The following is a 13,722-nucleotide window of genomic DNA, read 5'->3' on the forward strand; positions in this document are numbered from 1 at the left end:
GCATCGCCGGACTCACCTGCCGCCAGGAGATAGCGGCCAAGAGACAGCCGCCAGGAGACAGGGGATGGCTGGGATCAGGTGGCCGTTTCGTTGCGTACCTCGGGGTTGACCGGGCTGATCGGTGCCTTGCCGTCGAGCGCCAGCAGGATGTTGTCGACCGCGCGTTGCGCCATGGCCGTGCGCGTCTCATGAGTGGCAGAGCCGATATGCGGCAGCGCGACCACGTTCGCCATCTGCGGCAGCGGCGAGTCGGCGGGCAAAGGTTCCTTCTCGAACACGTCGAGGCCGGCGGCGCGGATCTGGCCACGCTTGAGGGCGTCGATCATTGCCGGCTCGTCGACCACCTGGCCGCGCGACAGGTTGATGAAGATGGCGCTCTCCTTCATGCGTTCGAACTCGCGGGCGCCGATCAGCCGACGCGTCTCGTCCGTCAGCGGCACGATGGCACAGACGAAATCGGATTCGCGCAGCAGTTCGTCGAACTCGCAGCGACGTGCACCGAGTTCGCGTTCGATCTCCGGCTTGGGCGAGGCATTGGAGTAGAGCACCTGCATGCCGAAGCCGAGCGCTCCGCGCCGGGCGATCGCCTGCCCGATACGACCGAAGCCGACCATGCCGAGCGTCTTGCCATGCACGTCGCTGCCGAACTGCTCGGGGCCGATGCTCGCTTTCCAGTCGCCGCGCTTGACGAAGTCGGCCAGCTCGACGACCCGACGCGCACTGGCCATGATCAGCGAGAAGCCAGTGTCGGCGGTGGTTTCGGTCAGCACGTCCGGGGTGTTGCAGAGCAGGATGCCGCGGCGGGTCAGTTCGTCGACGGGGTAGTTGTCCACGCCGACGGAGATGCTGGCGATCGCCTCGAGTTTGGGTGCGGCGTCGAGCAGTACCGGGGTGATGTTGACGCCGGCGCCGATCAGGCCGTGGGCCTCGGCCAGCGCTTCGCGGAACGCCGGATCATCGGCGGAGGAAAGCTTGCCGAAGTAGTCGACGTGGTACCGGCTGCGTAGCTGCTCGAGCTGCTGCTCGTCGAGACGGCGATAGGCCAGTATGCGTTTGCTCATGGAAAATCTCTCCGGCTGAAATCGGGAACGGACGTCGTTCGGACGATGCGCAACACGAACCGCCGAACGAGACGACGAATGCCCGAGCTTAACCGACGCACCCCGGGCTGCGGTGGGACGCTTCGACGAAAGTCTAGCGAATGCCCGGCCGAACGGGTGCGTACCGGCAGGCAGAGGCGGCCCGGCTCAGGCCGCGGCGCGCTTGACCTGACGCCGCTGACGGATCTTCGGCAATTGGCGCGCGATGGGCGGGATGCGCAGGATCATCAGGCAGGCGCCGACGGCGGCATAGGCGCTCCACTGGCCGAGATCGGCACGCACCACCCAGAGGAAGTGCAACAGCCCCAGCCCGAGTACCGGGTAGACGATCCGGTGCAGTGTCTTCCAGCGCCTGCCGAGCCGGCGCATCGACCACTGGTTCGAGGTCACGCCCATGGCGATCAGACCGAGCAGCGCCAGCATGCCGACGATGATGTAGGGCCGGCGCACGATCTCGCTGCCGAGCCGGGAGAGATCGAGCCCGAGGATGAACAGCGCATAGCAGAGCAGATGCGCCACGGCGTAGGCGAGCGTCCACAGGCCGAGCTGTCGGCGGATCAGGGTGAACCCTTTCCAGCGCGTGAGCTTGGACAGCGGCGTCAGCGAGAGGGTCAGGAGCAGCATCCACAGGATGCCCTGGCCGATATTGAGCAGCAGGTAGCGACCCGGTTCCGGCCCGGCGGCGTTGATCGCCACCTGCCAGCCCCAGTAGACCAGCGGTGCCAGCGCGGCGATGAAGACGGCCACGCGCCAGAGGGTCAGGACACGACGCGAAGTGGCCATCAGTACTGTTTCCTCAGATCCATGCCGGCGTAGAGACTGCCGACCTCGTCGGCATAGCCGTTGAACATCCGGGTATCGATGATGTTCGGGCTGAAAAGACTGTTGGGCAGGCGCCGTTCGGTCGCCTGGCTCCAGCGCGGGTGGTCGACCTCGGGATTGACGTTGGCGAAGAAGCCGTACTCGTCCGGGGCGATCGCCTGCCAGGAGTTGACCGGCTGTTCTTCGACCAGAGAGATGCGCACGATCGACTTGATGCTCTTGAAACCGTATTTCCACGGCACGATCAGGCGGAAGGGGGCGCCGTTCTGATTGGGCAGCTCGCGGCCGTACATGCCGAGCCCGAGGAGGGCGAGCGGGTGCATCGCTTCGTCCAGGCGCAGGCCCTCGACATAGGGCCAGTCGATCAGCGCGAACGAGGAGTCCTGCCCCGGCATCTGTTCGGGGCGTACCAGCGTTTCGAATCGGACATAACGCGCCTTGGCGGTCGGCTCGGCGCGCCGGATCACGTCGCTGAGCGGGATGCCGAGCCACGGAATTACCATTGACCACGCCTCGACGCAGCGTAGCCGGTAGATCCGTTCCTCGAGCTGCGACGGTCTGGCGATATCCTCCAGGGCGAAGCGCCCACCGTTATTCACTTCGCCATCGATCACCACGCTCCACGGTTGCGTTTCCAGGCGGTCCGCCCGACGTGCGGGATCCCCCTTGCCGGTACCGAACTCGTAGAAATTGTTGTAGTGGGTCGCGTCATCGAACGGGGTGTTTTTGTCGACCTCGCGGTCGGCGGGAACGACGGCGCCCCACTTGGCATTCTCGAGCTTGGGGCCGAACCAGCCAGGCGGGTTGCCCGCGGGAACATCCGCGTAGTCCGGTCCGGTGGCAGCTTGGGCGCGGCCAGCCAGTGCCAGCCCTGCACCGACGCCGATCACGCCCCCCATGAAGCGCCGGCGCGAAAGATAAACCGATTCCGGGGTGACGTCCGATTCGCGCAGATCGCTGGGTTTGGCAATCTTGATCAACATGATGACTCTCCTGCGGTGACTGTTGACAAGGGTAGTTACTCATACGCTGTCCGGCCGTTGCTGGATGCCTTGGCGTTCTGACCATGGCGGGGTCTATGTTGAGGCAACGTTGCTCATGGATGAGACAGTCAGGATGAGACAGTGACATGAAAAGATCGATGGCCACGCTCTGTTTGAGCGGTGAACTGGATGCCAGGCTGGAAGCCATTGCGCGAGCCGAATTCGGCGGCGTGGAAATCTTCGTCGACGACCTGGACGGCAGCGTGCTGACGGCAAGGGAGATCGGCGAGCGCTGCCGGGATCTCGGACTCTCGGTGGTCGCACTGCAGCCGTTTCGGGATGCCGAGGGGCTTCCGGCGCCGGCTCATCGCCAGAAGCTCGAGGCGGCGCGCCGACAGTTCGAGACGCTCGCGACACTGGGCGGCGACTTCCTGCTCCTGTGCAGCAACACGCGCGAAGATGCCAGTGAAGCGTCCGATGACATTGCCGCCTCGCTTCACGACTTCGCTGCGCTGGCGACGGAACACGGCATGCGTATCGGCTACGAGGCGCTGGCCTGGGGGCGACACGTCGACGACTACCGTGAGGCCTGGCGGCTCGTCCGGCTGGTCGATCATCCGGCACTGTCGGTCGTGTTGGACAGCTATCACGTTCTCGCCCGCGATCTGGATCTACAGACGCTCGCGGATATCCCGGCCGAGCGTATCGGGCTGGTGCAGCTGGCTGATGCGCCGCGGCCGCCGGCCAACGCCGACAGGCACGCGTTGCAGTCGCTCAGCCGCCATCGCCGCGCCTTCCCGGGCCAGGGCGAACTGGCGATCGGCGCGTTTCTCGAGGCGGTCGGGCGGACAGGCTATGCGGGGCCAATCTCGCTGGAGATCTTCAGCGACATTCTCGGCGTGATGCCGACCGGCATGTCCGCGCTGGAAGGCAAGCGGACGCTGGACGAGGCGCTGGCCGAGCGGCCCTGAAGGCGCCCTACAGCAGAAAGGCGTGGGCGTACCAGATACCGGCCGCCAGCGTCAGCGCAGAGAGCACCGTCGCCATCACCATCGCGGCGGTGCCGAGCTCGGCGAAGCCGTAGCGCTGGCCCAGCAGCGGATACATCGAGAGCATCGGCGAGCAGGCGAAGACCATGGCTGCCGTCGCGAAGACCGGCGTCAGCCCGGGAATCAGCGCGATCATCAGCAGTACGCAGAGCGGATGCAGGATCAGCTTGGTCAGCGCGATCTGCGCCACGTCGCTGGCCATGCCGCGCACGCGCAGCCCGCAGAGCGTGCCACCGATGACGATCAGCGCCACCGGCGACGACGAGGCGGCCAGCATCGCCAGCACGCGGGTGATCGGCTCCGGTGGATGCAGATCCAGCGCCGCCAGCAGCGTACCGACGACGATCGCGAGAATCAGCGGATGACGTAGTACCCGTAGGGCCACTGGCTTGAGCGTCCGCCAGAACCCGCCGCTCTGCCGCGCGCTCAGCTCCGCCAGTACCAGCGCGGTGGGGATCACCAGCAGATTCTCGATCAGCATGTTGAGCGCCATGGCGATGCCGGCGGTCGGCCCGATCACCAGGACGGCCACCGGATAGCCGATAAAGCCACTGTTGGAGGCCGAGACGCCCAGGGCGTAGAGCGCACGCCGGCCCAGTGGCAGATCGCTGCGCCAGGTGGTCCAGGCGAGCATCGCCGCGAACGCGAGCCCCGAGCCGAGGCCGTAGACCAGCAGATAGGGGACGTTGAAGACGTCGGCCAGCGGGCGCTCGAGCAGCGCCTGAATCACGAGCGCCGGCAGGGCGATGTTGATCACGTAGCGACCCATGCCCTGGACATGGGCCTTGTCGACGAGCCGCTTGAGCACAGCCAGATAGCCGATGCCGAGCAGGATGAAGATCGGGATGATGGCGCCGAGGATGGTACTCAAGGGCAGACTCGAAGGGTGGAGCGCAAGTGGATATTGGTCTTATGAGCGATAGCATGATCCCGGCAGCGCGCCGAGGCAAGCGGTACACACGAGCGGGCTGGCCAGAGCGAATCGCCGCGAGGCGCCCGACGCGCTGTCGGTCACACCGCCCGCGCTGCCATTCAGCGCCCGCAGGGCTGTTGTAACGGCTGTTCTAACTGCCGCTGTCGAGAGGGCGTATCGAGAGCGCCGCATTTAGCGCCGGCGCAGCATCCAGGCGGCACCGACCAGCGAGAGCAGGCAGCCGGCGGCAAGATACACCGCGACCGGTGTCCAGCTGCCCCCGGCGAGATCCACCAGGGCGGTGGCGATGAACGGTGTGAACCCACCGCCGACGACGCTCGCGACCTGATAGCCGACGCCGGCGCCGCTGTAGCGATAGCTGGCGCCGAACAGCTCGGCGAAGATCGGCTGCTGCACGCTCACCACCATGTCGTGGGCGAGGTTGGCCAGCGCCACCGCGAAGACCACGATCCACACGATCGAACCCGACTCGAGCGCCATGAAAAACGGAAAGGCCGCCAGCACGCCGATCAGGGCGCCTGTCAGATAGACCCGGCGGCGGCCGAGCGTATCGGCGAGGAAGGCGAACAGCGGGATGGTGACGCAGCTGATCGCGCCGACCAGCAGACCGATATGCAGGAAGAGATCCCGCGACAGGTCGAGATAGCCGGTCGAGTAGCTGAGCGCAAAGGTGGTCACGATATACATCGTGAACAGTTCGGCCAGGCGCATGGCGATGATGGTGGCGAAAGCGCCGGGATGACGCTTGAGCGCCTCCAGAATCGGCGGTTTCGCCGGCTTTTCGGCGGGTTTCTCCACCGCTTCGACGAACTCGGGAGACTCCTCGAGGCTCGTGCGGATCTTCAACGCGATCAGCACCAGCACCACGCTGAACAGAAACGGCAGGCGCCAGCCCCAGGCCTGGAAATCGGCGTCGTCGAGGAAGTGACTGAGCAGCGAGACGCTACCGGTCGCCAGCAGTAGGCCGACGCCATAGCCGACCTGTACGCCGCTCGAGTAGAAAGCGCGCCGCCCCCTCGGTGCGCTTTCGACCGCCATCAGGGCAGCGCCGCCCCATTCACCGCCGACCGCGAAGCCCTGGATCGCACGCAGCGTCACCAGCAGGATCGGCGCCCATACGCCGATCTGGGCATAAGTGGGCAGCAGGCCGATCAGCGCGGTCGCGATGCCCATCAGGATGACGGTGATGATCAGCATGCGCTTGCGACCCAGACGGTCGCCAAAGTGTCCGAAGACGATGCCGCCGAGCGGCCGGAACAGAAAGCCGACGCCGAAGGTGGCCAAGGCCGCGAGGGTGCCGGCGGCGGGGCTGACATTGGGGAAGAACTGGGCGTTGAAAACCAGCGCGGCGACGATGCCGTAGAGCAGGAAGTCATACCAGTCGACCACCGCGCCCACGAAACTGCCGATGGCGGCCCGCCGGGCCTGGCTGATTGACGCTGCCGGGGCCGTGGTCACTGCCGATACGCTCATCCTGCTCTCCCGCTGTCGGCGACGCCGATACATAGGCGTGCCGTGAACTCTTGTGATGGTTGCCGACGACGACGACCGGGAGGGCGTCGCGTCCGGATTGGGGCTGCGCATTCTACGCGATTGCGCGGCCGGCGGCAGGGGAAAAGTCCTTCGCGAAGGGTGGGGGGCGGCGAGAGGCGTCAGCGTGCGTGCGACGCTTGCCGCTCGCGGCGCCAACGATCGAGGAAAGCCTGGCGTCGCAGCGGGTCGACGAAGGCGAGCAGCGTCGCGTTGATCGGAATCGGGTAGAGATGATCGCCGACCTGATCGCGCAGGCGCTGCGCCGTGTAGGGGCCGATGACATCGTCGCGCACGCTGAACAGCGGCGTGCCGCCGGCCATGATGTGCTGGCCGCGCTGGCTCAGCAGAAAGGCGACGAAGCGTTTGGCGGCGCTCGGGTGCGGGGCGTCGCGATGGACGAAGGCCATGCGCATCAGCACCAGCGAATAGTCGTTGGGCACCTGCACGATAATGTCCGGGTGCGTTTGCGCCCAGACCATGGCGTAGGAGCCGAGCAGGTTATAGCCGAGCCAGTAGCGTCCGTCGCTCAAGCCTTCGAGCATCTGTCGGGTCGTACGTTCCGGCTGGACGTCGGCAGCGTCCATGGCGGTGAACAGGTCCCAGGCCCGCGGGGTGTAGCGCGCGTCCTGCTGCGCCAGCAGATAGCCGACGCCGCTCTCCTCGGGCGAGTAGGTCGTCAGGCGGCCCGCCAGGAGCTCGCGATAGTCGGTGAAGAGATGCAGCAGGTCGCGGTGTGTTTCCGGCGGCGGCATGTGCGAGGCGAGTTCCAGCCGATAGGCCATCACGATCGGTTCGAAGGTGAAACCGAAGACTTCGTCGCGCCACTTGGCCCACGCGGGCCATTCGGCCGCTTCCGGGACGTCGAGCGGCTGCGCGAGGCCTTCGTTGCTCAAGGCCATCTGCCATGGCATGGCGGAGCTGATCACGACGTCCGGCGGGTCGTCGCGATCGCGGGCGCGCTGGTCCACGGTCAGGGTCGAGCGGTCGCGGTAGTCGACGTCGAGCTGGGGGTTCTCGGCGGCAAAGGCCGCCAGTACCGGTTCGAAGACATCGCGATCGAGCGCGGCCTCGACGACCAGGGCCGTTCTGGCCTCAGCCGGGGAGCTTGCCGCCAGACCGGCGAGCAGTCCGATCAGTGCCCCCGTTATCAGCCACCCCGAGGGCCGGGCGCGGGCCGCCGTTCGGCCAGTGTGGATGGCTCGTTGCCACGTCATGCGCTTGTCTCCGACGGGGGCGCGCCGCGCGCAAGGTCGAGCGAGAGGCGCAAGCCGTGAGGTTGGCACGCCGCCACCGTGATATGGGTCCCGTGACGGTGCGCGATCGAGTCGGCGATGGCGAGTCCCAGTCCCGAGCCTTCGGTATCCTGGCGCTGGCCGCGCTCGAACGGCCGCGTGAGACGCGCGATGACATCCGCGGGCACGCCTGGCCCGTCGTCTTCGATACTGAGGCGCACCGCGTTATCGACCGAGGCGAGTGTCAGGGTGATGGTGCTGCCGGGCGGGGTGTAGCGACAGGCGTTGTCGATCCAGTTATGGAGCAGCTCGGCCAGTGCCCAGGCCTCGCCCTCGACCCAGACCGGTCTCGGCGTCTGGATATCGAGGCCGAGATCGTGCGCGTGGCTCGCCTCGCGCTCGGCCCAGTCGGTGACCACCTCGCGCAGCAGCCGGTCCAGCGCCAGCGGGTGGCGCTCATGCGCCGGACCGAGATGATCCAGGCGGGTCAGGCTCAGCATCTGGCCGGCCAGGCGGCTGGTGCGCCCGGCGCTCTCGTGCACCGTGGCTAGCGCGCGGCGCCACGCGGCGGGGTCCTCGCTCGCCAGCGCCAGCTCGCTGGTGCTCTGCAGGCCAGCCAGCGGCGTCTTCAACTGGTGGGAGGCGTCGGCGATGAAGCGCAACAGCATCTCGCGATGGTTGCGCTGATCGCTGAACAGGCGATTCAAGGTGTCGACCAACTCCTGCATCTCGCGCGGCACGCCGAGATGCAGCGGACGGATGTCGTCGGCACGACGTGCCCGCAGCGCACGACGGAGCTGCTTCAGCGGGGCGAGCGCGGTGAACATGGCGATGGTCACCAGTACTGCGGTGATCATGACCATGGCGGCGAAGCGCGTGGCGCTCTTCTCGAACAGCTCGCCGGCCAGGACATCGCGACCTTGGCGCGTGTGACCGACCCAGAGCTGCACGGGCTCCTGCGTATCCCAACCGGCGGAGTTCACCTCGCGGCCGGCTAGCCGGATGGGCACGCCGTCGAGGTCGGCGTCGCGGTAGACGGTGTCGGCGCGCGCTTCACGCGCCATCATCGCGGTAATCGGTAGATCGGCATTGCGCGTGATGATGCGGCCGTTGTCCGCGCGTAGCCAGTAGAAGACGCGCTCCTGCCACGGCGTGGCAAGGATCTGCAGCGCCGAGGCCGGCATCTCCAGCGTCGGCACGCCATCGGGCCACTGCAGCGATTCGGCAATCGTCAGGCTCGCCGCCTCGAGCTGGCCATCCAGGGCGCGATTCGCCGCCTTGCGCGCGCTGGTATAGGCCTCGATCAGCAACAGCGTCCCCAGGCCGGCCACGATGACGACCAGCCACAGTGCGAGCCGCCGCTTGAGCGAAATCGCCCCTGGGGTCACGCCGGTACCTCTTCCAGGCGATAGCCGAGCCCGCGCAGGGTGCGGATCGCCAGGCCGGAGTGCTGTAGACGCTTGCGCAGGCGACTGACGTAGACCTCGAGCGCGTTGGCACCGACAGCCTCGAAACCGAACAGGCGATTTTCCAGGGTTTCGCGCGCCACGATCCGGCCGGCGTTGAGCATCAGGGCTTCCAGCAGGCGACATTCGCGGCGGGGCAAATCCAGTGGCTCGCCGCCGAGCCAGGCGCTCGCCGACTGCGTATCCAGCGTCAACGCCCCGTAGCGCAGACGATCATCGAGTCGCTGCTGGCTGCGTCGCAGCAACGCGCGGGCTCTGGCCTCCAGCTCGCTCATCGAGAACGGCTTGGGCAGGTAGTCGTCGGCACCGAGGTCGAGTCCGCGGACGCGATCCTCGAGTGCGTCGCGTGCGGTGAGAATCATCACCGGTGTGGTCATGCCGGCGTCGCGCAGCCGTTCGAGCAGCGTCAAGCCGTTGCCGTCGGGGAGCCCCAGGTCGAGCAGGACAAGATCGAAGCGCTGCTGGCGCAGCGCCTGCCAGGCATCCTCGAGTCGTGTCAGGCGGTTGACCGTGTGGCCGATCTGCGTCATCGCCTGATCCAGCGAGCGCGCCAGCAGAGGGTCGTCCTCGATCACCAGCAGGTGCATGGCAAGGCTCTCCGACGAATGTCTTATAAGACCAAAGATTTAGATGAAAGGTTGGTGACAGCTTGGCGCCCTAGCATCGCGATCATCCGGTCATGCCAGCGAGCGTGGCCGAGGCAAGCGAGCATAACAACCCGGGAGACTGAGAGCATGCCGAAATCCTCATCCTTGCGTCGCTGGGCCGGCGCCGCCATCGCCGGTGCCACCCTCATGGCCGGTGCCGTACAGGCACAGGCCAAACCGCCGGAGTGCATCGCACCGGCCAAACCGGGCGGCGGTTACGATCTGACCTGTCGCTTGGCCGCCAACGGGCTACAGGATGCCGACCTCATCGACGAGCCGATGATGGTCAGCTACATGCCCGGCGGCATTGGTGCCGTGGCCTACAACCATGTCACCGGCGTGCGCGATGACGACCCCAACCTGATCGTTGCCGCGAGTACCGGGGCCGCGCTCAACCTGGCGCTGGCCAAGTTCGGCCAGCAGCACTCCGCCGACGATGTTCGCTGGCTTGGCGCGCTCGGCGTCGACTACGGCGCGGTGGTTGTCCGTGCCGATGCGCCGTGGCAGAACCTCGGGGAGCTGATGGCAGCACTCGAGGAAGAACCCTCCAGCGTGGTGATCGGTGCCGGCGGCACCGTCGGCAGTCAGGACTGGATGAAGGCGGCACTGATGGCCAAGGCGGCCGATGTCGATCCGCGCAGCCTGCGCTACGTGGCGTTCGAGGGCGGCGGCGAGGCACTGGCCGCGCTGCTCGGCGAGCATATCCAGGTGTTCACCGGCGATCTGGCCGAGCTCAAGCCGCAGCTCGACAGCGGCGAGGTCCGTATTCTGGCGGCGCTGTCGGAAGAGCGCATGGCTGGGCCTTATGCCGACATTCCCACCGCCAAGGAGCAGGGTTTCGACGTCGAGTGGCCGATCTGGCGCGGCTATTACATGGGGCCGAACGTCAGCGACGAGGCCTACCAGGCGTGGTCCGACCGGCTGCGCGAACTGAGCGAGACCGACAGCTTCGCCACGCTGCGTGAAGGTCGCGGTCTGTTCCCGATGGCGCGCTTCGGCGATGACTTCGACAGCTACGTGAAGCAGCAGGTCGAGGACTTCAGCCAGCTGGCGCGAGAAGTGGGTCTGACGCAATGACCCTCGCCGCCGACCGAATCTTAAGTCTGCTGTTGCTCGGTCTGGCGGCGTTCGTCGCCGTCCAGGCCTGGCAGCTCGAAGTGCCGTTCAGCTACGACCCGGTCGGGCCAAAGGCGTTTCCGCTGATCCTGTCGGGCCTGCTGGCGATTCTGGCGATCGTGCTGTTCGTGCGTCCGGGGGCCAGCGGTCAGTGGCCCACCGGCGCACTGCTGCTGCGGCTGGTTTTCACTATGGTGCTGCTGGGGCTCTACGCGGCACTGTTCGTCAATCTCGGTTTTCTGATCACGACCGCGCTCGTCAGCGTGGTCATCGCCTGGCTGTTCGGCGCCACGCCGGGGAAGGCGCTGCTCGGTGGCGTACTGCTCGCCGTGGGCAGCTATCTCTTGTTCACCCATGCGCTGGGGATCTCGCTGCCCGTGGGTAGCTGGATCGAGCCGCTGCTCGGAGAGCGCTAAGCATGTTCGACTTTCTGATCGATGGATTCGGTGTCGCGCTGACGCCGCTCAACCTCGGACTGGCCTTTCTCGGGGCGCTGCTCGGGACGCTTTTCGGTGCGTTGCCGGGCATCGGCCCGATCAACGGCATCGCGATTCTGATGCCGCTCGCCTACACGCTGGGGCTGCCGGCGGAGTCGGCGTTGATCCTGCTGGCCGGTATCTATACCGGTTCCGAATATGGCGGGCGCATGTCGAGTATCCTGCTCAACGTGCCCGGCGATGCAGGCGCGGTCATGACCACGCTGGATGGGCATCCGCTGGCTAAGAAAGGGCTTGCCGGACCGGCGCTGGGGCTCTCCGCGGTGAGTTCGTTCATCGGCGCCACCGTGGCCATTATCGGGCTGACGCTGTTCGCGCCGCTGCTGGCGGCCGTGGCGGTCAAGTTCGGTCCGGCGGAGTTCTTCGCGCTGATGATCTTCGCCTTCGCCTCGATGTCGGCGATGATGGGCAAGGACCCGGTCAAGACACTGATCGGTGCCGTGCTCGGCGTACTCATCTCCACCGTCGGCGTCGATTCCGGCACCGGCGTGCTGCGTTTCACCTTCGACATGCCGGAGCTTTACGACGGCATCGATTTCGTCGTCATGATCATCGGCCTCTTTGCCGTCAGCGAGATCCTGCTGATGCTCGAGCATGCCTTCCGCCACGACGCCGAGGGCGAGATGGCCCCGATCGGCCGGGTGATGGTGAAGCTTTCCGAAGTGCTCTACTGCAAGTGGTCGATTCTGCGCTCGAGCGTGATCGGCTTCGTCATCGGCATCCTGCCGGGCACGGGCGCTTCGGTCGCCAGTGCCGTGGCCTACACCACCGAAAAGCGCCTGACCGATCACGACAACAGCTTCGGCACCGGCAACATGCGCGGTCTGGCCGCGCCGGAAGCCGCCAACAACGCCTCCGCCGCCGGCTCTTTCGTGCCCATGCTGACGTTGGGTATTCCCGGGTCTGGCACCACGGCGATCCTGCTCGGGGCGCTGATGCTTTACAACATCAATCCTGGTCCGATGATGTTCCGCGAACAGCCGGTCGTGGTCGGGGGGCTGATCGCCTCGCTCTACATCGGCAACGTGGTGCTGTTGCTCCTCAACCTGCCGCTGGCCGGCGTCTTCGCGCGCGTGCTGCAGGTGCCGCGCTGGCTGCTGGTGCCTAGCGTGGCGATTCTGGCTTTCGTCGGCGTCTATCAACTTCACTCCGATCTGATGGCGATCTACCTGATGCTCGTCATTGGCGTGTTCGGCTACCTGCTGCGCAAGTTCGGGTTCTCGCTGGCGCCGGTGGTGCTGGGCTTCGTGCTCGGCGGGCTCATGGAGGAGAATCTGCGCCGGGCGCTGTCTATCAGCGGTGGCGACGTCGCCATCCTGTGGCAGTCCGCGCTCTCCGTCGGGCTCTGGATCGCCGCGGCGCTGGTGGTACTGCTGCCGCTGGCGGCGGGACGGCTCAAGGCGAAGCTGATGGAGAAAGCCGCGTGATGCGTCACGTCCTGACGCCATTTGGTGGCCGCCACGCAGCGTCGCGGTGCGCGATGTCGGCGCTCGGGCTAAGGTAGGGCGCTTGGGCTAAGGTAGACAGTAGCGCGGGTCGCGGCGGCACCCGACGAGCACCCGACAGGCAGGAGGCAAACGGCATGCGTGACGATAGCGACGAGCGGGTCCGCCAGCAGCTGGCACCGGCGGGTGAGCTCAGGGTGGCCATCAACTACGGCAATCCGGTGCTGGCCCAGCGTGGCGAGGACGGCGAGCCGAGCGGCGTCTCGGCGGTGCTGGCGCGAGCGCTGGCCGCCGAGCTCGATGTCGGTATCACCTTCGCGACCTATGCCGGTGCCGGCGATGTCGTTGCCGCCGTTGCCGAGGATGCCTGGCGGCTTGCCTTCCTGGCGCGCGATCCGGTACGCGCGGAGACGATCCACTTCACCGAGCCCTACGTGCTGATCGAGGGCACCTATCTGGTACCCGCGTCGGCGCCGTTCCAGGCGGTCGACGAGCTGGACCGGGGTGATGTGCAGATCGCCGTGGGCAAGGGGGCCGCCTACGATCTCTATCTTAGCCGGGCCCTGGAGCAGGCGAGTCTGGTACGGGCGCCGACGTCCGCCGCCGCCATCGAGCTGTTCGTCGAGCGCGGGCTCTCGGCGGCGGCCGGCGTGCGTCAGCCGCTGGAGCGTTACGCCGCCGCGCACCCCGCTTACCGGGTACTGCCGGGGCGCTTTACGGCGATCGAGCAGTGCATGGCGCTGCCCGTCGCCCACGCCGAGGCGGCCGGCTATGTGGCCGACTTTCTGGCGCGCATGAAGCGTGAAGGGCTTATCACCCGAGCGCTCGAGGCGAGCGGTCAGTCGTCGTCGCTGGCCGCGCCGTAAAAGTCAGGGCCGAGAGACTTCACACCGGGCAT

At 66.7% G+C, this 13,722-nt stretch carries 13 protein-coding genes; 5 read left to right on the top strand and 8 right to left on the bottom strand.

Annotated elements, in window-relative coordinates; translation table 11 throughout:
• Positions 1-74 precede the first annotated feature (74 nt).
• From MC381_RS03250 to msrP, 3 genes are all read right to left on the bottom strand, one after another.
• Complete coding sequence (locus MC381_RS03250) at positions 75-1,061, bottom strand: 2-hydroxyacid dehydrogenase (RefSeq protein WP_251976283.1); 987 nt, start codon at positions 1,059-1,061, stop codon at positions 75-77.
• A 186-nt stretch (positions 1,062-1,247) separates the two neighbouring features.
• Entirely contained in the window at positions 1,248-1,883 is a 636-nt protein-coding gene (msrQ, locus tag MC381_RS03255; protein WP_251976284.1) for a protein-methionine-sulfoxide reductase heme-binding subunit MsrQ, read from the bottom strand.
• On the bottom strand, positions 1,883-2,905 hold the full coding sequence (gene msrP / locus MC381_RS03260; protein WP_251976285.1) for a protein-methionine-sulfoxide reductase catalytic subunit MsrP: 1,023 nt from the start codon (positions 2,903-2,905) through the stop codon (positions 1,883-1,885). Before msrP ends, msrQ begins: the two co-directional genes overlap by 1 nt.
• Before the next feature lie 146 nt (positions 2,906-3,051).
• Here msrP and MC381_RS03265 point away from each other — a divergent pair, with 146 nt between their 5' ends.
• Positions 3,052-3,876, top strand: a complete 825-nt coding sequence (locus MC381_RS03265; RefSeq protein WP_251976286.1) for a sugar phosphate isomerase/epimerase family protein — start codon at positions 3,052-3,054, stop codon at positions 3,874-3,876.
• A 7-nt stretch (positions 3,877-3,883) separates the two neighbouring features.
• Here MC381_RS03265 and MC381_RS03270 read toward each other — a convergent pair whose 3' ends face one another.
• The 5 genes from MC381_RS03270 to MC381_RS03290 all read right to left on the bottom strand — a co-directional run bounded on the left by MC381_RS03270 (position 3,884) and on the right by MC381_RS03290 (position 9,706).
• The gene (locus MC381_RS03270) at positions 3,884-4,825 is read right to left on the bottom strand and encodes an AEC family transporter (protein WP_251976287.1); all 942 of its coding nucleotides are present in this window, start codon (positions 4,823-4,825) and stop codon (positions 3,884-3,886) included.
• A 234-nt stretch (positions 4,826-5,059) separates the two neighbouring features.
• On the bottom strand, positions 5,060-6,361 hold the full coding sequence (gene shiA / locus MC381_RS03275; protein WP_251976288.1) for a shikimate transporter: 1,302 nt from the start codon (positions 6,359-6,361) through the stop codon (positions 5,060-5,062).
• A gap of 179 nt (positions 6,362-6,540) precedes the next feature.
• Complete coding sequence (locus MC381_RS03280; protein WP_251976289.1) at positions 6,541-7,635, bottom strand: ABC transporter substrate-binding protein; 1,095 nt, start codon at positions 7,633-7,635, stop codon at positions 6,541-6,543.
• The gene (locus MC381_RS03285) at positions 7,632-9,041 is read right to left on the bottom strand and encodes a sensor histidine kinase (RefSeq protein ID WP_251976290.1); all 1,410 of its coding nucleotides are present in this window, start codon (positions 9,039-9,041) and stop codon (positions 7,632-7,634) included. The genes MC381_RS03280 and MC381_RS03285 overlap by 4 nt, the downstream gene beginning before the upstream one ends.
• Complete coding sequence (locus MC381_RS03290) at positions 9,038-9,706, bottom strand: response regulator (protein ID WP_251976291.1); 669 nt, start codon at positions 9,704-9,706, stop codon at positions 9,038-9,040. The genes MC381_RS03285 and MC381_RS03290 overlap by 4 nt, the downstream gene beginning before the upstream one ends.
• 147 nt (positions 9,707-9,853) lie before the next feature.
• Here MC381_RS03290 and MC381_RS03295 point away from each other — a divergent pair, with 147 nt between their 5' ends.
• From MC381_RS03295 to MC381_RS03310, 4 genes are all read left to right on the top strand, one after another.
• Positions 9,854-10,843 (top strand): Bug family tripartite tricarboxylate transporter substrate binding protein, encoded by a 990-nt coding sequence (locus MC381_RS03295; protein WP_251976292.1) that lies wholly within the window; start codon positions 9,854-9,856, stop codon positions 10,841-10,843.
• On the top strand, positions 10,840-11,298 hold the full coding sequence (locus MC381_RS03300; RefSeq protein ID WP_251976293.1) for a tripartite tricarboxylate transporter TctB family protein: 459 nt from the start codon (positions 10,840-10,842) through the stop codon (positions 11,296-11,298). Before MC381_RS03295 ends, MC381_RS03300 begins: the two co-directional genes overlap by 4 nt.
• Before the next feature lie 2 nt (positions 11,299-11,300).
• The gene (locus MC381_RS03305; RefSeq protein ID WP_251976294.1) at positions 11,301-12,806 is read left to right on the top strand and encodes a tripartite tricarboxylate transporter permease; all 1,506 of its coding nucleotides are present in this window, start codon (positions 11,301-11,303) and stop codon (positions 12,804-12,806) included.
• Positions 12,807-12,961: 155 nt separating this feature from the next.
• Complete coding sequence (locus MC381_RS03310) at positions 12,962-13,690, top strand: transporter substrate-binding domain-containing protein (RefSeq protein WP_251976295.1); 729 nt, start codon at positions 12,962-12,964, stop codon at positions 13,688-13,690.
• The last annotated feature ends 32 nt before the right edge of the window (positions 13,691-13,722 follow it).

Source organism: Salinicola avicenniae (assembly GCF_023736115.1).
Classification (GTDB): Bacteria; Pseudomonadota; Gammaproteobacteria; order Pseudomonadales; family Halomonadaceae; genus Salinicola; species Salinicola avicenniae.

Coding starts and splice junctions, on each gene's coding strand:
- MC381_RS03265 (WP_251976286.1), top strand. CDS start 3,052: ATGAAAAGATCGATGGCCACGCTCTGTTTGAGCGGTGAACTGGATGCC.
- MC381_RS03290 (WP_251976291.1), bottom strand. CDS start 9,706: ATGCACCTGCTGGTGATCGAGGACGACCCTCTGCTGGCGCGCTCGCTG.
- MC381_RS03295 (WP_251976292.1), top strand. CDS start 9,854: ATGCCGAAATCCTCATCCTTGCGTCGCTGGGCCGGCGCCGCCATCGCC.
- MC381_RS03250 (WP_251976283.1), bottom strand. CDS start 1,061: ATGAGCAAACGCATACTGGCCTATCGCCGTCTCGACGAGCAGCAGCTC.
- MC381_RS03280 (WP_251976289.1), bottom strand. CDS start 7,635: ATGACGTGGCAACGAGCCATCCACACTGGCCGAACGGCGGCCCGCGCC.
- MC381_RS03305 (WP_251976294.1), top strand. CDS start 11,301: ATGTTCGACTTTCTGATCGATGGATTCGGTGTCGCGCTGACGCCGCTC.
- msrP (WP_251976285.1), bottom strand. CDS start 2,905: ATGTTGATCAAGATTGCCAAACCCAGCGATCTGCGCGAATCGGACGTC.
- MC381_RS03310 (WP_251976295.1), top strand. CDS start 12,962: ATGCGTGACGATAGCGACGAGCGGGTCCGCCAGCAGCTGGCACCGGCG.
- MC381_RS03300 (WP_251976293.1), top strand. CDS start 10,840: ATGACCCTCGCCGCCGACCGAATCTTAAGTCTGCTGTTGCTCGGTCTG.
- msrQ (WP_251976284.1), bottom strand. CDS start 1,883: ATGGCCACTTCGCGTCGTGTCCTGACCCTCTGGCGCGTGGCCGTCTTC.
- shiA (WP_251976288.1), bottom strand. CDS start 6,361: ATGAGCGTATCGGCAGTGACCACGGCCCCGGCAGCGTCAATCAGCCAG.